The sequence below is a fragment of the Paenibacillus tyrphae genome (assembly GCF_000722545.1).
GTDB classification, from domain to species: Bacteria; Bacillota; Bacilli; order Paenibacillales; family NBRC-103111; genus Paenibacillus_G; species Paenibacillus_G tyrfis.
Genome location: NZ_JNVM01000055.1, coordinates 12,749 through 30,336 on the forward strand (window position 1 = coordinate 12,749; position 17,588 = coordinate 30,336).

Annotated in this window: 19 protein-coding genes and 1 other annotated feature; of the genes, 11 read left to right on the forward strand and 8 right to left on the reverse strand. The window is 54.9% G+C overall.

Annotated features, from left to right (window positions below; genetic code table 11):
* Positions 1-158: 158 nt before the first annotated feature.
* From ET33_RS34295 to ET33_RS34305, 3 genes are all read right to left on the reverse strand, one after another.
* Positions 159-2,273: an ABC transporter ATP-binding protein gene (locus ET33_RS34295; protein WP_036693276.1), complete on the reverse strand. Its 2,115-nt coding sequence runs from the start codon at positions 2,271-2,273 to the stop codon at positions 159-161.
* A complete protein-coding gene (locus ET33_RS34300) occupies positions 2,270-4,078 on the reverse strand; it encodes an ABC transporter ATP-binding protein (RefSeq protein WP_036693280.1) in 1,809 nt (602 codons plus the stop codon). The genes ET33_RS34295 and ET33_RS34300 overlap by 4 nt, the downstream gene beginning before the upstream one ends.
* Positions 4,079-4,167: 89 nt before the next feature.
* On the reverse strand, positions 4,168-4,491 hold the full coding sequence (locus ET33_RS34305) for a hypothetical protein (protein WP_036693285.1): 324 nt from the start codon (positions 4,489-4,491) through the stop codon (positions 4,168-4,170).
* A gap of 102 nt (positions 4,492-4,593) precedes the next feature.
* On the opposite strand from ET33_RS34305, the gene ET33_RS34310 reads away from it, so the two are divergent.
* The gene (locus ET33_RS34310; RefSeq protein WP_036693289.1) at positions 4,594-5,577 is read left to right on the forward strand and encodes a metal-dependent hydrolase; all 984 of its coding nucleotides are present in this window, start codon (positions 4,594-4,596) and stop codon (positions 5,575-5,577) included.
* A 99-nt stretch (positions 5,578-5,676) separates the two neighbouring features.
* On the opposite strand, the gene ET33_RS34315 is transcribed toward ET33_RS34310, so the two are convergent.
* On the reverse strand, positions 5,677-5,904 hold the full coding sequence (locus ET33_RS34315; protein WP_036693330.1) for an alpha/beta-type small acid-soluble spore protein: 228 nt from the start codon (positions 5,902-5,904) through the stop codon (positions 5,677-5,679).
* Between the two features lie 147 nt (positions 5,905-6,051).
* On the opposite strand from ET33_RS34315, the gene ET33_RS39090 reads away from it, so the two are divergent.
* Positions 6,052-6,228 (forward strand): DUF5325 family protein, encoded by a 177-nt coding sequence (locus tag ET33_RS39090; RefSeq protein ID WP_161783592.1) that lies wholly within the window; start codon positions 6,052-6,054, stop codon positions 6,226-6,228.
* Between the two features lie 53 nt (positions 6,229-6,281).
* Here ET33_RS39090 and trpS read toward each other — a convergent pair whose 3' ends face one another.
* Positions 6,282-7,271, reverse strand: coding sequence for a tryptophan--tRNA ligase (gene trpS / locus ET33_RS34320; protein WP_036693293.1), 990 nt, complete (start codon positions 7,269-7,271; stop codon positions 6,282-6,284).
* Positions 7,272-7,339: 68 nt separating this feature from the next.
* Positions 7,340-7,618 (reverse strand) — a binding site (T-box leader).
* Between the two features lie 178 nt (positions 7,619-7,796).
* Here trpS and ET33_RS34325 point away from each other — a divergent pair.
* From ET33_RS34325 to ET33_RS39430, 5 genes are all read left to right on the forward strand, one after another.
* On the forward strand, positions 7,797-8,969 hold the full coding sequence (locus ET33_RS34325; protein ID WP_036693296.1) for a permease: 1,173 nt from the start codon (positions 7,797-7,799) through the stop codon (positions 8,967-8,969).
* A gap of 36 nt (positions 8,970-9,005) precedes the next feature.
* The gene (locus ET33_RS34330; RefSeq protein ID WP_036693299.1) at positions 9,006-9,983 is read left to right on the forward strand and encodes a TIGR03943 family putative permease subunit; all 978 of its coding nucleotides are present in this window, start codon (positions 9,006-9,008) and stop codon (positions 9,981-9,983) included.
* A gap of 99 nt (positions 9,984-10,082) precedes the next feature.
* A complete protein-coding gene (locus ET33_RS34335; RefSeq protein WP_200879275.1) occupies positions 10,083-11,036 on the forward strand; it encodes an aldose 1-epimerase in 954 nt (317 codons plus the stop codon).
* 184 nt (positions 11,037-11,220) lie between these two features.
* Positions 11,221-12,426, forward strand: a complete 1,206-nt coding sequence (locus ET33_RS34340; RefSeq protein WP_036693301.1) for a CapA family protein — start codon at positions 11,221-11,223, stop codon at positions 12,424-12,426.
* Between the two features lie 129 nt (positions 12,427-12,555).
* Positions 12,556-12,717, forward strand: a complete 162-nt coding sequence (locus tag ET33_RS39430; RefSeq protein WP_167336459.1) for a hypothetical protein — start codon at positions 12,556-12,558, stop codon at positions 12,715-12,717.
* On the opposite strand, the gene ET33_RS34345 is transcribed toward ET33_RS39430, so the two are convergent.
* The gene (locus ET33_RS34345) at positions 12,714-13,193 is read right to left on the reverse strand and encodes a hypothetical protein (protein ID WP_036693304.1); all 480 of its coding nucleotides are present in this window, start codon (positions 13,191-13,193) and stop codon (positions 12,714-12,716) included. The two genes, ET33_RS39430 and ET33_RS34345, sit on opposite strands and share 4 nt — an antisense overlap.
* A 99-nt stretch (positions 13,194-13,292) precedes the next feature.
* Here ET33_RS34345 and ET33_RS34350 point away from each other — a divergent pair, with 99 nt between their 5' ends.
* The 3 genes from ET33_RS34350 to ET33_RS34360 all read left to right on the forward strand — a co-directional run bounded on the left by ET33_RS34350 (position 13,293) and on the right by ET33_RS34360 (position 14,174).
* Positions 13,293-13,520 (forward strand): alpha/beta-type small acid-soluble spore protein, encoded by a 228-nt coding sequence (locus ET33_RS34350; RefSeq protein WP_036693306.1) that lies wholly within the window; start codon positions 13,293-13,295, stop codon positions 13,518-13,520.
* 181 nt (positions 13,521-13,701) lie between these two features.
* Complete coding sequence (locus ET33_RS34355; RefSeq protein WP_157999732.1) at positions 13,702-13,899, forward strand: helix-turn-helix transcriptional regulator; 198 nt, start codon at positions 13,702-13,704, stop codon at positions 13,897-13,899.
* Positions 13,900-13,973: 74 nt separating this feature from the next.
* Positions 13,974-14,174 (forward strand): aspartyl-phosphate phosphatase Spo0E family protein, encoded by a 201-nt coding sequence (locus ET33_RS34360; RefSeq protein WP_036693312.1) that lies wholly within the window; start codon positions 13,974-13,976, stop codon positions 14,172-14,174.
* 69 nt (positions 14,175-14,243) lie between these two features.
* On the opposite strand, the gene ET33_RS34365 is transcribed toward ET33_RS34360, so the two are convergent.
* Complete coding sequence (locus ET33_RS34365; RefSeq protein ID WP_036693315.1) at positions 14,244-14,753, reverse strand: GNAT family N-acetyltransferase; 510 nt, start codon at positions 14,751-14,753, stop codon at positions 14,244-14,246.
* A 553-nt stretch (positions 14,754-15,306) separates the two neighbouring features.
* Entirely contained in the window at positions 15,307-15,690 is a 384-nt protein-coding gene (locus tag ET33_RS34375) for a hypothetical protein (RefSeq protein WP_036693318.1), read from the reverse strand.
* A gap of 296 nt (positions 15,691-15,986) precedes the next feature.
* Between ET33_RS34375 and ET33_RS34380 the strand changes: the two genes are divergently transcribed.
* Positions 15,987-17,246 carry a methyl-accepting chemotaxis protein gene (locus ET33_RS34380; protein WP_200879276.1) on the forward strand — a complete coding sequence of 420 codons (1,260 nt, stop codon included), beginning with the start codon at positions 15,987-15,989 and terminating at the stop codon, positions 17,244-17,246.
* The last annotated feature ends 342 nt before the right edge of the window (positions 17,247-17,588 follow it).

Sequence of the window (17,588 nt, forward strand, 5' to 3'; positions counted from 1 at the left end):
CATGTAATCCCATTTCAACTCATCGAACAGCAGCTGTCGTGCGGTTGCTATATAAACGTTTCCGCAAGCCAGGGGAGAAATCATTAACCGAACTTATCATCACGTCGCGTTCAAATTAAGAAAAGAAGATATCGGATAAAGAGCGCGTCTTGGATCCCCTACCTTGCCTTCGGCACCGGCTTCTGCTCCTTATATTGAAGCTCGAACAGACGGTAATAATACCCGCGCTGCGCGAGAAGCTGGTAATGGTTTCCGGTCTCGCGGACCTTGCCCTTATGCATGACTATGATCTGGTCGGCATGCTGGATCGTCGACAAGCGATGCGCCACGATCAGCGTCGTCCGGCCTTCCGAGATGCTCATCAGCGCGTCCTGTACGATCAGTTCCGTCTCCGTATCGATGTTCGACGTCGCCTCGTCGAGGATGAGAATCTGCGGACGGAACGCGATCGCGCGCGCGAACGACAGCAACTGCCGCTGGCCGAGCGACAGATTGATGCCGCGCTCGCCGAGCAGCGTCTTGTAGCCGCCGGGCAGGCTGCGGACAAATTCGTCCATATGCACCATCCGGGCCGCGGTGACGACCTGATCGTTGGTAATCTCCAGGTGGTTCAGCCGGATATTCGAGGCGATGTCTCCGGTGAACAAGAACACGTCCTGCTGCACGATGCCGATATAACGGCGCAGGTCGTCCAGCGGGATGTCGCGGATGTCGAGGCCGTCGAGCTTGATGCTGCCTTTTTGAATGTCGTAGAAGCGGTTGATCAATTGAATGATCGAACTTTTGCCCGCCCCCGTCGCGCCGACGAACGCCACCGTCTGTCCCGGCAGGATCGTGAAGCTGACATCCTTCAGCACCCAATCTTCTCCGACATAGGCGAACCATACGTTCTCGAACGCGATTTCGCCGCGGATTTCCTTCGGCAGCCGCTGCGGCTGCTCTGGATCGACGATCGCAGGCTTCTCGCCGAGCGTCTCGAAGATGCGCTCCGCGCCGACCATCGCCGTCTGAATCTGGTTGTATTTCTCCGCCAAACTCTGCAGCGGCTGGAAAAACTGCCGCACGTAGTGCGTGAAGGCATACACGATCCCGAAGGTCAGGCCGCCGTCAATAACGCTGGCACCGCCATACCAGAGAAGCAGCGCGATAGCCAGATTGCCGAGAAAGCCGATCGCCGGCTGGAAGATCGAGTTAATAACCGTTCCCCGCATCCCCGCCCGGTAATATTCCGTATTGTGATGATCGAACTGCTCCCACTGCCGCTCTTCGCGGATAAACAATTGCGTAATCCGGATGCCGGACAAGTTTTCCGCCAGAAACGAATTGAGCCGCGATAGGATCACCCGCGATTTCCGCTGGGCGTCCCGGATGACCGACCGGTACCAGAACGTCAGCACGGCCAGAAAAGGCAGCACCGCAAACGACAGCAGCGCCAGCTTGACGCTAAGCTGCAGCATGACGGCGACGATGCCGATCAGCACGATGACGTCTTTGATCAGGTTGACGACGACCTGCGAATACAGTTGATTGAGCGACTCCGTATCCTGCGTGACGCGGACGACGAGCCTTCCGACGGGATTGCGGTCGAAATAGGACATCGACATGCGGCTTAAATGCTGAAAGAGCTGCTGCCGGATGTTGAAAATGATCGTCTGCCCCGTATATTGCAGCAGATTGCTTTGCAGGTAGCTGAGCAGCGCCGCGACGACGACCGCGCTAAGGAAAGCGACGCCTAGCCAGAGGAAGCCGGTGTAATCCTGCTTGCGGAACGCCTCCAGCGCAGCGGCGTCCAGCGGCTCAGCGGCGAACGTCTGCCCTCCGGCGTGTACTTCCGCCTTGCCGCCCGCTTCCGCTACGGTCGCCTGCTCCGGCTGCTTGGCGATCCAGCCGGCGATGAGCCAGTCTTTGCCGGCGATGCGGACGATCTGGGCCTGCTTCTCTCCAAGCTCCGGCTGGCGGGCCGCCCGCTCGGCTTCGTCCGGTTCGAGCCGGACGTAGGCCCTGCCGTTCCACGCCGTCACATCTCCGTAGCTCCGCAGACGGTCGGCCTGGGATGCTTCCGCTGATAGCATCGGCTTGTGCAGCCCGTTGATATGGCCGTCGATGGCCACCTTAATGAGATAAGGGCGCGCCAAGTCGGCGACGACGATCAGAAAAGCCAGCGCGATGCACAGCACGATCATTCGCCAATATGGCTTGGTGTAGGACAGCAGCTTCCTTAACAGCTGCGTGTCTTTCATCGTCTTGACGGTCTTTTCCGCGTGTATATTCATGCGCCCGCCCCTCCCCGCATCAGTTGCGAGACAGCGGCATCCTGATCCTGTCCGTCTTCCCGCTCGGCTTCCTGATCCAGCAGCTGCTTATGATACATGTCGGCGTAAATGCCGTTTACGGCCAGCAGTTGCTCGTGATTGCCGCGCTCGATGATGCGTCCTTCGTCCATGACGACGATTTGGTCGGCGCTCTGCACCGACGAGATCCGGTGTCCGATAATGATCGTCGTGCGCCGGTTCATCACGGATTTGAGTCCTTCGAGGATCAGATCCTCCGTGATCGTATCGACCGCGGACAAACTATCGTCGAAAATCAGCACCGACGGCTTCTTGATCACGGCTCTCGCGATGCTTACCCGCTGGCGCTGGCCGCCCGAAAGCGAGATGCCGCGCTCGCCGAGCGCCGTATCGAACTGATTCGGAAATTCGACGATGTTTTCGTACACTTGGGCGATCTTGGCCGCTTCGACGACCTGCTCGTCGCTGTAAGGATTCGGATCGAACCCGATGTTGTCCCGGATCGTGGACGAGAACAGGAACTGGTCCTGCGGTACGATGCCGATCTGGCCGCGCAGCGTCCGCAGCGGAATTTCGTGAATGTCGTGCCCGTCGATAAACACCGTCCCTTTCGGCGGGTTGTACAGCCGCACGAGCAGATGCACCAGCGTGCTTTTGCCGCTGCCGACCCGGCCTACAATAGCGAGACTGGAGCCCTTCGGCACCTTGAGCGAGACGTTCCGGAGCGAGGGCCGCTTCGCTTCGGGGTAAGAGAACGTCAAGTCGCGGATCTCGATCTCGCCGCCGATCGTTTGAATCTCCGGCTTTGCGATGATGTCGTCTACCACGTCCGGCTGCGTATTGAAAATTTCCATCAGTCGCAGCTCCGAAGCCTTTCCGCGCTGAAGCAGATTGACGACCCGCCCCAAGCTTTCGATCGGACCCATGAGCAGCGACAAATACGTATTGAAAGCGACGAATTCGCCGAGCGTAATGATGTTTTTCAGTACCATGATGCCGCCGAGCACGACCGAAACGAGAAAGCTGAACCCGACAATCCCGGCGCTCAGCGCTCCGAATAACGAGTTCGAACGCACGTATCGCCGGTTCATTTCCACAGCCCGCCGGTTATCCTGGGTGAACAGCTCCCTCTCCGCTTTTTCCTGTACGAATGCTTTGACGACCCGAATGCCCGCGGTAAACTCCTGCACGCGGCTCGTCAAATCGGAGATCGCGGACTGCATATCCTTCGATTGCTGCATGATCCGCTTGTTGAACCGATAGGCGAGCAGGCTGAGCAGCGGCAGCGGCAGCATCGTCAGCAGCGTGAGCCAAGGATTGACCGAGCTCGTCATGGCCGCAACGGAAACGACGATCAGAAACACCGCTTCCATGACGTTGAAGTACCCCTGCATCGTGACCTCGCGGATGACCCCAACGTCGCTGATCGCGTGGGACATCAAGTCGCCGATCCGCTGATTGTTGAAATATTGTGCCGACAGCTTCTCCCAGTGGACGAACAGCTCGCCGCGCACCCGCATCTCCAGCTGCCGCGACAGCCGGAACAAATAAATGCGGGAAACGGACCGAAAGAAAGCGATCCCAAGCCCTGCGGCAATCATCCAAACGCCGAAGCGGACCGCCTGATCGTAGGTCAGCCCGCCTGCTTGGAGACTGTCCGTAAACCGGCCGAGCAGCCAGGGAATGATCAGCTGCAGGATGGACGATATGGACAATAATGCAAAGCCCATTAGGTAAGGCAAACGGTTCCGCTTGATATGAGACCAGAATATATTGTTATTCTCCATCCATTTTCCTCCGTCGCATTTGAAGACTATTGTAAGGGTACCGCGATCGGGAGGAAGAAACCATGGATATGATTACCTTATAAAATGGACTATTTGACTTTTTGGAACTGCCAAATATGAATTTTGGCACGCCCGCCCGGCACCCATTGTTCGAGAGGCGCCCAACGTTCGGGATCGGTCCCGTCCCACGCTCCCGGTTCTGCGGCGTATTCGTCCTTTCGGGTACGGACGGCCCGCATGAACCGGTATTGATCGTCGCTAAGCCCACTCCACAGCTCTACGAACAACCCCGGCTGCTCCGTCCCCTCGTACAGATTCATCTGGGGGAAGTCGTCGCGCAGCCGCTGAGACCATGCTAAGTATTGGGGGTGATATGACGCATCAATTCGGTATTCGACAAAAACGATACACATTTTTTTCACAGCCTTTGCTTTATTTTGGACAAGAAAATGATACACTAATAGTAATGGGCTAGAGTAGACTATTGAAAAATTAGACGTTCAGGAGGTTAGTCCATGGACACCGGAACACACCTGGTGATCGGGCTCGGCCTTGCAGGCCTGGCTTATATCGATCCGGTTGTGGCAGCAGATCCGATGGTTTCGACAGCCGTACTGATCGGAACGGTGGCCGGCTCACAGGCACCTGATGCCGATACGCTGCTGCGGTTGAAAGGTAACGCCGCTTACATTAAAAATCACCGTGGCCTATCCCACTCGCTGCCTGCTTTGGTGCTTTGGACGGCGCTCATCTCCGGCATCCTCTGGCTTGTCTTTCCCACCTTGCCGATGTGGCATGTAACGATGTGGGTGTTTATCGCGGTTGCGTTTCACGTATTCACCGATTTGTTTAATGCGTATGGAACCCAGGCGCTTCGCCCGATTTCGGAGCGATGGGTCTCGTGGAATATCATTCACATTTTCGACCCGATCATTTTCTCGTCTCACGTGCTCGCTATTTTTATATGGTCGGTACATCTGATGCGCCCGGAAATTTTGTTTCCTATATTATACGCCTTCATCGCCCTCTATTATATATGGCGCTCATGGACCCATTACCAGCTCGAATCGGGACTTCGCCTGCAGGATTCGACTTACGAGCCCGGCGACCGGTACACGCTGATTCCGACGGTCCATCTGCACCAGTGGCAGATCGTGAAGCGGAAGCAGGACGGCTCGTTCCAGCTCGGGGAGCTCAAAAACCGCAAGATCCATTGGATCGACCGGGTTTCCTGCGCCGTCCACCCTGCCGTGGAGGCGTCCAGGGCTCACCCGAACGTCGCTTGCTTCCTGTATTTTAGCTCCTATGCCTGCGCCGAGCTGAAGGAGCATGCCTGGGGGTATGAGGTGCGCTGGGCCGACGTCCGCTACCGGCACCGCAAGCAGTATCCGTTCGTCGCGGTGCTGCTGCTCGACAAAAAGCTGAATCCGATTGATTCGTACGTAGGCTGGGTCAGCGATTCCCGGCTCGAAAAGAAGCTGCGGATGGGCGGCGCTTAACAGGCGGGCTCATCCTCCTCTTTTTTTCATGCCATGGAAAAAAGCTCAAGGATTTCTCCTTGAGCTTATATTCGTGAAGCTTTGTTCCCAAGCCCTCGGTTAGCGGGCTGCGCCGCCGGAGATGGCTTGCTCGGCGATTTGGACCAAGCGGCGGGTAATGTGACCACCGATTGCGCCTGTGTCGCGGGAAGCCATGTAACCGTAGTAGCCGTCTTGCGGAATTTGAATGCCCAGTTCTTGAGCAACCTCGTACTTCAATTGCTCCAAAGCTTGGTTTGCTTGAGGTACTACCAATTGATTGCTGCTGCGGGATTGTCCTGCACCCATGTTCAGCACTCCTTTCAACGGGATGATGTCTTTGATGTATTTGCAAGCTTGCAAGCTTATTATGTGTCGTATGTCTGAACTTATACTCCCTTTTGAAAAAATCAATCGAGTTTCAAATTTTATCGGAAAGGAAGGTGCGAACTCGTCATGACGAAAGGATTAGGGTTGTTTTTTGCCTTCGGAGGCACGGCGCTCCTCGCATGCATCAGCTTCTTCATGGCCACGGGCAAGCCTTGGCTGGCTGCGCTGTCCGGCTTGGTGTCGGTGCTGTTTATCGGAGCCGGCTTTATCGTGAAAGCCAAACTGAGAAAACGAAACGAATAAAAGAGCTTGCCCGGGACGAAAGAAGGTTCGTCCGGACAAGCCCTGGGGATGGGCTACAGAACAACGTAGCCCATTTTTTCTTTAACCCGCTTCAGCATTTGCTCCGCTTGCGCTCCTGCGCGCTCTTTGCCTTGACGCAAAACATCGTACAGCTCGCCCGAGCTGCGGATCTCCGCATACCGCTGCTGGATCGGCTCCAAAGCAGCTACGACCGCTTCGGCCAAATCCTTCTTGAAAGGCCCATAGCCTTGCCCCTCGTACTGCGCTTCGATCTCGGCAATCGTCTTGCCCGCACACTGGGCGTAGATGCTGATCAAGTTGCTGACCTCCGGCTTGTTTTGCGGGTCGAACTTCACTTCCCGCCCCGAGTCGGTTACGGCCCGGCTTATTTTTTTGCGGATCACGTCCGGGGCGTCCAGCATCGCAATGTAGCTGCCGGCGTTCGGGCTGCTCTTGCTCATCTTCTTCGACGCGTCGTCCAGCGACATAATCCGTGCGCCCACTTCGGGGAAGTAGCCTTTCGGAATCGCAAACGTGTCGCCGTAGCGCTGGTTGAAGCGGTGCGCCAGATCGCGCGTCAGCTCCAAATGCTGCGTCTGGTCGTCGCCGACCGGGACGAGAGCCGTATCATACAGCAAAATGTCGGCGGCCATCAACGACGGATAAGTGAACAGACCGGCTCCGACGGATTCCTTGCCGGCAGCTTTGTCTTTGAACTGCGTCATGCGTTCCAGCTCGCCCATATAGGTGAGCGTCGTCAGCAACCAGCCGAGCTCGGCATGCGCCGATACGGTCGATTGCAGGAACACGGTCGCCACGTTCGGATCGATGCCTGCCGCCAAATACAGCGCAGCGACGGCTTCCGACTGATCCTTCAGCTTTTCTGGCTCCTGCGGCACCGTGACGGCATGCAGGTCCACCGCCATAAAATAACAATCGTGTGTATGTTGAAGCTTCACGTAATTTTTCAATGCGCCGATATAGTTGCCGAGCGTCAGCTGACCGCTGGGCTGCATGCCGGACAATACTCTTAATTTGGACATTTCGCAGTCCGCCTCCTTTTTCTATCTCGCCTATAAATTTCCCGAGAAAAACAAAAAGGCCTCCCGCCGCAAGGGACGAGAGACCGTGGTGCCACCCTAATTTACCCGCAAAGTACTGTCCAAGACAGATACCGCGGGTCTTCAGCCTCCTGTAACGGGGAGGAAACCGGAACAGCCTACCGGCGCGCAATGCTAATTGAAGCTTTCCCCGGGCCCGGGTGCGTCTGCGCACGTTCAACCTTCAGCTCAGGGACCCATTCGTTCGGCTGCCGCCCGCCGGTTCGCACCACCCACCGGCTCTCTGCAGAGCTTGCCTGCCGACTACTTATTCCCGTCATCGCTCTTATTAGACGTCATTGTACCTAAACGCCCTCCCCCTTGTCAACCTCGGAATCGGAACAGGAACGTCCACCGCCGCAGCCACGCGCTTTGCCGGCCTTCATAAAGCTTTAAAAACTTGTCCTATGTACGAATCGGAAAGCATACTATATAATAATAATTACGAATAATAAGGAGACATGCCCCTTGCAAACAATTGTCCAACGGTGGGTTACGAACATTCTCGCCGTGCTGTGCATCCTGATGCTGGTTCTCATTTATACGCAAAAGCAGCCGCCGGACTTGTCCTTTTTAAGCAGCGCCGGCATGCAAAATTTCAAGACGCTGTTCATCAGCATTATCCTCGAAGCGCTACCGTTCGTCCTCCTGGGCGTGCTCGTATCCGCCCTGCTGCAGATGTTCGTGTCCGAGCAAACCATTCGCCGGCTGACGCCGAAAAATCCGGTGCTCGGCATCCTGTTCGCCTGCGGCGTCGGCATTATTTTTCCGTTGTGCGAATGCGGCATGGTGCCGGTCATCCGCCGGCTGGTGCTGAAGGGAATGCCGGTCTATGTGGCCGTCGTCTTCATTCTCGCCGGTCCGATTATCAATCCCGTTGTGTACGCGGCGACCTTCATGGCGTTCCGCACGCGGCCGGAGATCGCCTATTCCCGGATGGCGCTCGCGTTCGTCGTTGCAGCGGCGATCGGCCTGATCGTGTACCGGTTCGTGAAGCGCAATCCGATTCGCGGAGCGGCGCCGGAGCTTAGCGCAAACGGGTACGGCGCTCTCCAAAGCGGGCATGAGCACCACGACGCCCGGCATAGCGCGCACGAGCACGAGCATACACATGAGCATGGCCATTCCCATATGCATCATCATGACCATGCCCACCATCACGGGCATACGCATACTCACAGCCACGCGCACCATGACCATAGGCACGACCACGGACATAGTCGCAGCCGCGCAGGCCGTTTGCTCGGCGTCCTCGGACACGCCTCGGACGAGTTTTTCGATATGGGGAAATATTTGATTTTCGGCGCATTTCTGACCGCACTCATTCAAACGTTCGTCGCGCGCGAAAGCCTCGTGTCCATCGGCCAAGGCGACTTCACCTCCCATCTGTTCATGATGGGCCTCGGGTACATCTTGTCGCTCTGCTCCACCTCGGATGCTTTTGTCGCTTCGTCGTTTTCCGCAACCTTCTCGACCGGCTCGCTGCTGACGTTTCTCGTCTTCGGTCCGATGCTCGATTTGAAAAGCACGCTGATGCTGCTATCCGCCTTCCGCGCCCGCTTCGTGCTTCTGCTCTCGGCACTAGTCGTTATTGTTGTGCTCGTTGCATCGCTGCTGTACGAACGGCTTTTCTTCATGTAAATTGACATCTAAACGAGGCAAAAAGGAGTGTGTGCCATGAATTCTCGGGTACTGGGCCTGCATCATGCTTTAAAAACCGTTATTCTGCTCGGCTTCGCAGTCTACATCGCCTATTTGGTCAAAACCGACGGCATCCTGCTGTACATAGCGCCCCGGATGGTCGACTACGTCAAATGGTCGGCCGTCGCTCTGTATGCCGTCGCCGCTTACCAGCTCTACTTGACGCTTCGTGCCTGGCGCGGCCGGACATCCGCCGTCTGCGATTGCGACCATGATCACACCCCGTCGCGGTCACTGTTCAAAAACATCGTCGTGTACGGATTATTTTTCTTCCCGCTGCTGCTGGGCTTCCTGCTTCCCGACAACACGATGGGCAGCAGCCTTGCCGCCAAGAAAGGGATGAACCTCAGCAGTTCCAGCTCGGTGAAAAAGGATAGCGAAACCGCCGCAGGAAGCGGCGCGGAGACCGGAACCGGGAGCGCCCCGGCAGGAACTCCCGCAGGTACGGATACTACCCCCGCTGCTCCAAACGCTCAAACACCCGGGACCCAAGCGGCGGCAGCTGCGGACGGGGAGCTTTTTCCCGCGGATAAATTTACCCAGCAATACGCCAAATATGCGAAGCAGCTCTACAAATCCGATCTGATTACGGTGAAAGAAGATTTATTCATCGAGACGCTGACGTCCGTCGACCTGTATCTCGACCGGTTTGTCGGCAAAAAGCTGCAGCTTACCGGCTTCGTCTACCGGCAGGAGGAGATGAAGAGCAACCAGTTCGTCGTGGCGCGCTTCTCCATCCAATGCTGCTCCGCAGATGCCGCCCCGTTCGGAGTGTTGGCCGAATACGACCGGGCTAATACCTTCGCGGATGATAGCTGGGTCACGGTCACCGGCACGATACAAAAAACGAAATTGAACGATAACGACATCATGGTGCTGAAGGTGGAGAAAATCGCCAAAGCGGAGCCGGCCAAAGTGCCGTACGTCTACCCGAATTTCGATTTCGGCTCCTGAGCGACGCGATTTTTCCGGGGTGACAGTCCCCGGCTCCTCTGGTACAATGGAAGCGATTTACGATCGGACTATTTTACCGGGCAAAGGAGAGCTTTCGGAATGATAATTAAGCAGATCGACTGGCAGGGAACCCCCGCCTATACACTCGAAAACGACAACCTGATCGTCAGCATTTGTCCGTCCGTCGGCAACAACGTCTACAGCATTTGGGACAAAAGGCTGGAGCGTGAAATGCTTCGCGTCCCGGCCTCGCCGGCCGCGATGGCCGCCGAGCCGGTTCAATACGGTACACCGATTCTGATGCCGCCGAACCGCATCCGCGATGGCCGCTTCACGTTCGAGGGCCGCAGTTACCAACTCGAGATCAACAACGTGCAGGGCAATCATATCCATGGCGTGATCAAGAGCCAGCCTTGGACGGTGCACGCCAGCGGCGAAAAGGACGGAGCCCTCTACATCACGTCCGTGTTTCGTCTTGCCGACGATGCACACGTGCAGCATCAATTCCCGCACGAGCTTGAGCTGGAAGTAACTTACGAGCTTCGTGGCAGCACGCTCCGTCACCTGCTGAAAGCGACCAACCGCGGCCCAACGTCCGCTCCGTTCGGCTACGGGCTGCATACGTGGTTTTTGCTGGACGGCGAGCCGGAGAACTGGATGCTGCAGCTGCCGGCAAGCGGCATCTGGGAACTGGACGAAACGAACGTGCCTCTCGGCCATATCGCGCCGCTTAGCGGCAGGTACGCGAAGCTGCCCGCAGGCGACGTGCTGAAAGGCCATGACATGGACACCGTGTTCCAAATCGGGGACTACCCTTGCCTCGCCGTGCTATCCGGCCCCAAGGCGGATATCCGTTACAGCGGTTCCGATCTGTTTAAGCAATGGGTCGTTTATACGAAGGGCGAAGCCCGGGATTTCATCTGCCTGGAGCCATACACTTGGGTCACCAACGCGCCGAATATCGATCAACCGGCCGAGGTGACGGGCTTCCGCGCCATCGAACCGGGAGGCTCGCTGGAGCTGGAAGTGAAGCTTGAGGTTACTTACAAATAACTTGCTTATCGAACGCAAAAGGCCCGCGGCAGCCGGAACGAAACCAGGCGGCGCGGGCCTTTCCTCCTGTTTAAAGCCCCCCATACCCCTTCCTTTTCCTTTTTCTACGCGGGTCTATAATTCCAAGTCCGTACGCAAATATTAGCTAAAAGCTTGGAATTAAGCGATCTGGAGGGCCTGCGCGATGACCAAACGATATTGCCGTTATTCCGTTCTTCTGATCCTGCTGCTCTCGGGCGCGTGTTCTCCTGCGTCCGACCGTGCCGCGCCTTCAGCACCGTCTCCAGGCGAACCCCGGACGGGGATCGGGGCGAAAGCGCCCCCTGCGCCTGCCCCTCCCCCACTGCCTTCATCGGAACCCGCTGCCCCTGCGGAACGCCGGGTGACCATGGCCGCCGTCGGCGACGTACTCATTCACCGCACGATCTACGAGGACGCACGGACACAGCGTAGCTACGATTTCCATCCCTTCTTTGAGGCGGTGCGGCCGCATTTGGAGGGGGCCGACGTTACGTTCGCCAATCAGGAGAGCATTACCGGCGGAACCGCGCTTGGGTTGTCCGATTATCCGGCCTTTAACAGTCCGTTCGAGGCAGCTGATGCTCTTCGTGACGCGGGAGTCGATATCGTCTCGATGGCGAACAACCATACGCTTGATCGCGGAGAACAGGCGGTACGTCAGGCGATCCGGCATTGGAAACGGCTTGGAGTCGAATATGCGGGCGCGAGCGAGAACGAAGCGGACCGCAAGCGTCTCCGGATCGTGGAGCGCAATGGATTGAAGCTTGCTTTCGTCGCTTGGACTTACGGAACGAACGGGATTCCCCGGCCTCCGGGCAAGCCTTACTTGGTGCATTTGCTCGAACAGGAGCGCGCATTCCAGCAAGAAATCGCCGAGGCAAAAAAACAAGCCGACGCTGTCGTGGTGAGCCTTCATTTCGGAACCGAATATATCCGGCTTCCGTCGGAGCAGCAGCGAAAATGGGCCCGTTTGGCCGCAGCCGCCGGAGCCGATGTGATCCTCGGCCATCATCCGCACGTGCTCCAGCCGCCAGAATGGATCGATAACGGAAACGGCGGGAGAGCGCTCGTCACTTACTCCCTCGGCAACTTTCTGGCTGCGCAAAAAAGGCCCGATCCGTATGTTCGGATCGGCGGAATTTTGAAGGCGGAGCTGCGGAAGCCAAGCGGGGCGTCTGGCGGCAAAGCGGCCGTCGTGGTCGGCGGAGTTCGGTTTCTGCCGACCTATGTCCGGTTTCGGGCTTGGCGCGGATACCGGGTCATTCCGTTAAGCCGGGCCTCGGAGGCGGAGCTTCCCGGCGTGCGCGGCATACGGGAGGAGATCGCAAGCCATATGCGGCGGTGGCTCCCCGAGCTGCTCGTCGATTAAGCGGACCATAACAAAAAGGCTGAGCCGCCGGGCATCAACCTTTTTTTCCTTTTCGAGTCCGAAACATACACCTGCCCCGCATTTTTTCGTACGATATAGAAAAAGAATGCGGAAAGGCAGGCTGGACAGATGAGCATCAGCAAATCCGATTGGTTCGACGGCATTACCAAATTGTTGACTGAGGACAAACAGATGAAGACCATGTTCAAGGACATGGAAAAACTGGAAAAAGAGATGACCGCCCTAATGAAGAAGATGGAGGCGCTCAAGAAGCCGAAAAATAGCAACTAGCCCCGGGCAAGCTGCCGCTTTACCGTTTCGACGGTATCCTTAAAATACGGCCGGTAATCCAAGTGTTCGACAAAACGCAAAAACGTCTCCCCGATCTCCCTTACCTGCTTGGCGTAATCCGACCGATCGATATCATACGTGCCCAATTCGCGGGGGGATCTCCCCTCCCGTTCCTCCACTTCCGTCAATTCCAATCGTCCGTCGGCCTTATGCCGTACGATAAACGAGAACGCCCGGCATTCCGGATCGCCGCAGCCGCAGCAGAAGAACGGCACGCGCTGCCATTCGTCCGCCGGCGCCCACCGAAACGGCTCCACATCTTCATGAACGCTGAGCAGCAGCGCCGGAAGCCCCACGTCGATGCACAGCGGTTCGTCGATCAGCGTTTCGCCGTCAATCTCCAGTTTAACGTCGCCATGCACGATTTGCAGGTCCGCATCGAAGGACCAGTTGCTGCACGTCAGCAAAAATCCCATGTCAATCCCTCCTCGATCCGATGGTCACATTTACCAATTTCCAGTCCGTGTATATTCTTTCGCGTGGAACATACTACCTAGTGAACGGAGGTGATATCGATGGGCGCAGGACAATCCCGCAGCAGCAACCAATTGGTCGTACCTCAAGCTAACCAAGCTTTGGATCAGCTGAAGTATGAAGTTGCTCAAGAGCTGGGCATTCAGATTCCTCAAGACGGTTACTATGGCTTCATGGCAACCCGTGATACTGGGGCAATCGGGGGTCACATCACTCGTCGTCTGGTTCAAATCGCCGAGCAGCAGCTGGCAGGCAAGTTCACAAGATAATGCACGACCTCAATACTTAACCGGGCGGCTCCTTCGGGACCGCCTTTTTCCGTTGCCATTCATTATAGCAAAACTATCATTTGCTTTCTATTTGCCACTTTAGCTATGACTTAAGTATAATTGAAAGCATAGTCCCTCAAAAGGAGGATTGCTTTTGGCTCTCCGGTTCGGGAGAAGCCGTTTGCCTGAATTGCTGGCTCAGACAAACAGGACACAGGCAGATCTAGCAAAGCATTTGGGAGTTACTGAATCTTACATTTCACAAATCATCAAAGGGAAAAGCAAGCTATCCGTTCTCAAAATGAAGATGGCGGCGGATTACCTCAATTGTTATATGGATGATCTTTTTGAATGGGAATGGGAGACAGGTAAACGGTAAAGAGCAAATTAGGTTTGCTCATTCTCCGGCCACAAACTTAAGCTATAGCTTAAGTCGAGCCAAAAATGGTAACGATGTCCGAGATCAATAAGCTGCTTGCAGACATGCTAAAAGAAATAGAACAGCTTAGAATAGGGCTTAATGCCCTATCCCAAAACAAGACATCCTTGGTAGATCCTGAAGTCATCAAGGCCAGTAAAAAATTGGACGATGCTTTGAACGAATACGCCCGCCTGTCCAGCAAATGGCAAGAACCCCCCACCGGCCAAGATTAGTGGGGGGACCGTTCTCTATGACTTCATCCGGCAATTCGCCCGCTCGCGATCACCGGGCGGCCTCATGTGTTAGACGTTAATCGCATAGAGCCGGAGCTCCTCATCCGTACCCGCTTTTGGGATCATGCCTTCAAAATGCATTCCCAGCTTTTCCAGCAGCTTGGCTGAAGAATCATTATCTTTGGTAGTAATCGCGACAATGCGTTTTAGCCCCAGTTCGGATTTGGCATAAGCCATCGCGGCGGAAGCAGCCTCGAAGGCGTACCCTTTCCCCCGGAATTCGGGAAGAAAGGCATATCCGACATCTGCATCCTCCAAGTAATCTCGTTTTGCAAATCCGCAGATGCCGATCGGCGTGCCCCCATCCTTCAATTCCGTCAAGTAAAATCCGAACCCCAAACGGGCATACGAATCCAGTGGTCCTTTAATAATAAAGCTCCGCGCGTCATCGAGCGTCCTCAAGCCTTTATCGCCGATGTAGCGGATCCAGGATGGATCGTTCATAAGCTCCAGGATAAACGCCGCATCCTCTATGGTCTGGTGGCGAAGAATCAGCCGGTCGGTTTCGAGTACGATCATAACGGTCCCCTTTCATTCACAAAAACACACCCCTGCGGTGGTTAATGAGGTGTGTCATTCGGTGGATTATGCTTGTTATTCTTCTTGTCATGGATGTACAGATCGAGCGCTTCAATCCCTCTGCGCGCAAGTTTAATAAATAAAATTAAACAGTAAATGGAAAGACCGATTAAAATGACATAAATCAGCATACTACCTATTGCCAAAAACTCTATGTTGATCACCTCCGAATTGATTATACGCCCACTATCCAAAAAGTTCCATACTATAACCCCCTATTAAAATCAAAAAAACCTCCCGATCAAGGGAGGCTGTAAGTTATATCGAACAATTAGAGCATCAGAAGGATTGAATTTAGGTTGAAAACATAAAAGAATTAAAAAAAGTTATAATGGGATAAAAGGTAACCTTGGTATGAGTGCAGTAAGCTTGGTCAATAAGAAAAACTTCTATCGAAGTCTATTCATGGATGAGCGACCGCGGTTTAGCGGAAGTTTTTCTTGGGATATAGAATTTGTTCAGCTTCGCTGAAAATTTATAAATTCTATATCGTTCAAAAATCGCGTTTGTTTTTATTGGACTCGCTAACCAAATTCGCCATGTTGTAATTTGACTCAAAGGTCACGCTGGTGCATAGCAAGTCTTGGCGCATCGCGAATTCAAATTGAATCTCACCGTGCGTCCAACGTTTCAGTTTCAACGATTCCAGAGCGGTCTGGCGGAACGAAAGCTGATGGCTATCGGACAGGCCGCGCTCTGCCATCTTGATCTCCGTCCCCTTGCTCTCCAGAGGAAAATGCCGGATGCCGAACTTCCCGACCATGTTATTTCGAATCTGGACAAAAACCGTCCCCGAGGTAAGCTGAGCCAGCTCCTCTTTCAATTCCCGAAACACCAAATCCAACTGTCTGGCTAAAGGCAATTGTTCTAAAATCACAGAGTTCCTCCTTTCAAGTAGTATAATTGGAATATTATGTATATCTGAGGCTCTAGACCCATTATAGGACAATATAACCACGATGACAACAAATTTTTTCATAAAATACACGATAATTCAACAAAATTTTACATCGTGAGGCGCCACGCATATGGGATCGCTTTCATTCGAGTGACTGAACGGCTGCTCTCGTTGGAAAACTATGGACCGGGCATTCTTGGGGGTGGTATAATGACCCATACAGCCAAGACGATGACGTAAGCATTTTATCCTACACCTTCAAAGGAGTGGTTATTATGAACTGGTTTCTGAGCCTTTCGTTCAAGAAGAAGCTGCAAATCGGCTGCTACACCCTCGTTGTCGTCTATTCCGCCGCCATGCTTCTGCTTATTTTCACATCCTCCTTAAGTCCCATACTCGGGTTCGTGTTTCTGGCTGTGATGGCAGGACTCAGCTATCCTTTTATACGCTGGCTGGAGAGAGCGCTTACAGAACCGATTAGCGACATCTCCCGCGCCGCCCTGAGCATCTCCAAAGGGGATTTCTCGCAAAAGCTCCACATCCGCTCTGACGACGCTCTTGGCGAGTTGGGGACGGCCTTTAACCGCATGACGGAAAAGCTGCGTGAGCTTCTGCAGGAAACGGGACGAGCCTCGAAGCATGTCTTTGACTCTAGCAGGGATATTTATTTTAAAAATGAGAAGATGAAAACGGTGCTTGAGGAAGCGTCCGTCGCCTCCGGAGAGCTTGCGGCCGGAGCCAATCAGATTTCGGAAGAGATCAGCGGCGTCACCTCAGCGACGAAAGATATCGAGCAGCGGGTAACCGAATATACGGAATCGACCCGGGAAATGAACTCGCGGGCCAGACAAATGATGGCGCTGGTGAACAAAGGGCTTCAAACGGTGGAAACCCAAAGCGAAGGCATGCGCAAAAATGTCGACGCTACGGCGAACGTGTCTCAAACGATCGATTCACTCGCCCGGCAGACCGGCAGCATCTCGCAAATGACCCGAGCCATCTCGGATATTGCCGAACAAACGAATCTGTTGTCGTTGAACGCTTCCATCGAAGCGGCACGGGCAGGCGAGCACGGCAAAGGCTTCGCCGTCGTCGCCCAAGAAGTCCGGAAGCTGGCGGAGGAAGCCACTGCCTCGACCAAAGAGGTGTTCGGTCTAGTTCGCAGTATCGAACAAGGGATTCAGCATGCGCTTGCGTCCATGGCCGAGAACGAGCAGATCGTTACGGAGCAGACGAAGCTTATTGGCGAAACGGAACGGGTCTTCGCGGAAATCGTCAGCAGCGTCCGGTTCATTTCCGAGCAAATCGCCGCTTTCGCCGATGGGACGGAGCAAATGCTAGCCGGAGCCAAGCATATTTCGGCTACGATGGAAAATATTTCGGCCATTACGCAGCAATCCGCTGCCGGGACCGAGGAGGTGTCCGCCTCGATGACCGACCAGATCTCGGCCGTACAGGCCATCGTGGCCCAGTCCGAGGAGATGACGAAGCTGGTGACGAAACTTCAGCAGACGATGAGTATCTTTAAGTTGTAGCGTTAGGCGGGGCTTTTGGTGGAGAGGTGGCCATTGGCTTACGCTGGCATTGAGGGATAAACAGGTCCGCCTCCGGCCGCTGTTGAGGAAGTAGCCAAGTGAGGTAATAGAGGCTACGAGTGGGTGGGGTATCTCTATTTCAGTCGAAAAATCTCTCTCAACACTTTAAGGTCTGCCTCTGGCGGATCCGTTTATCTATTGTTCAGCTCTCGGACCCCTCAAGACAGCAAACCCCACCTAAAAATAGGCGGAGCCCAGGCTGTTTTTAGAAACCCGGAATGGAGAAAATCTCAGATAAATAGAGGTGGGATATATCCCGGAAGAGTTTACGTCCGCCTCCCT

Excerpts from the sequence above, each read along its gene's own strand:
- ET33_RS34295 (WP_036693276.1), bottom strand. The coding sequence starts at position 2,273 with ATGAATATACACGCGGAAAAGACCGTCAAGACGATGAAAGACACGCAG.
- ET33_RS34300 (WP_036693280.1), bottom strand. The coding sequence starts at position 4,078 with ATGGAGAATAACAATATATTCTGGTCTCATATCAAGCGGAACCGTTTG.
- ET33_RS34305 (WP_036693285.1), bottom strand. The coding sequence starts at position 4,491 with ATGTGTATCGTTTTTGTCGAATACCGAATTGATGCGTCATATCACCCC.
- ET33_RS34310 (WP_036693289.1), top strand. The coding sequence starts at position 4,594 with ATGGACACCGGAACACACCTGGTGATCGGGCTCGGCCTTGCAGGCCTG.
- ET33_RS34315 (WP_036693330.1), bottom strand. The coding sequence starts at position 5,904 with ATGGGTGCAGGACAATCCCGCAGCAGCAATCAATTGGTAGTACCTCAA.
- ET33_RS39090 (WP_161783592.1), top strand. The coding sequence starts at position 6,052 with ATGACGAAAGGATTAGGGTTGTTTTTTGCCTTCGGAGGCACGGCGCTC.
- trpS (WP_036693293.1), bottom strand. The coding sequence starts at position 7,271 with ATGTCCAAATTAAGAGTATTGTCCGGCATGCAGCCCAGCGGTCAGCTG.
- ET33_RS34330 (WP_036693299.1), top strand. The coding sequence starts at position 9,006 with ATGAATTCTCGGGTACTGGGCCTGCATCATGCTTTAAAAACCGTTATT.
- ET33_RS34335 (WP_200879275.1), top strand. The coding sequence starts at position 10,083 with ATGATAATTAAGCAGATCGACTGGCAGGGAACCCCCGCCTATACACTC.
- ET33_RS34340 (WP_036693301.1), top strand. The coding sequence starts at position 11,221 with ATGACCAAACGATATTGCCGTTATTCCGTTCTTCTGATCCTGCTGCTC.
- ET33_RS39430 (WP_167336459.1), top strand. The coding sequence starts at position 12,556 with ATGAGCATCAGCAAATCCGATTGGTTCGACGGCATTACCAAATTGTTG.
- ET33_RS34345 (WP_036693304.1), bottom strand. The coding sequence starts at position 13,193 with ATGGGATTTTTGCTGACGTGCAGCAACTGGTCCTTCGATGCGGACCTG.
- ET33_RS34350 (WP_036693306.1), top strand. The coding sequence starts at position 13,293 with ATGGGCGCAGGACAATCCCGCAGCAGCAACCAATTGGTCGTACCTCAA.
- ET33_RS34360 (WP_036693312.1), top strand. The coding sequence starts at position 13,974 with ATGTCCGAGATCAATAAGCTGCTTGCAGACATGCTAAAAGAAATAGAA.
- ET33_RS34365 (WP_036693315.1), bottom strand. The coding sequence starts at position 14,753 with ATGATCGTACTCGAAACCGACCGGCTGATTCTTCGCCACCAGACCATA.
- ET33_RS34380 (WP_200879276.1), top strand. The coding sequence starts at position 15,987 with ATGAACTGGTTTCTGAGCCTTTCGTTCAAGAAGAAGCTGCAAATCGGC.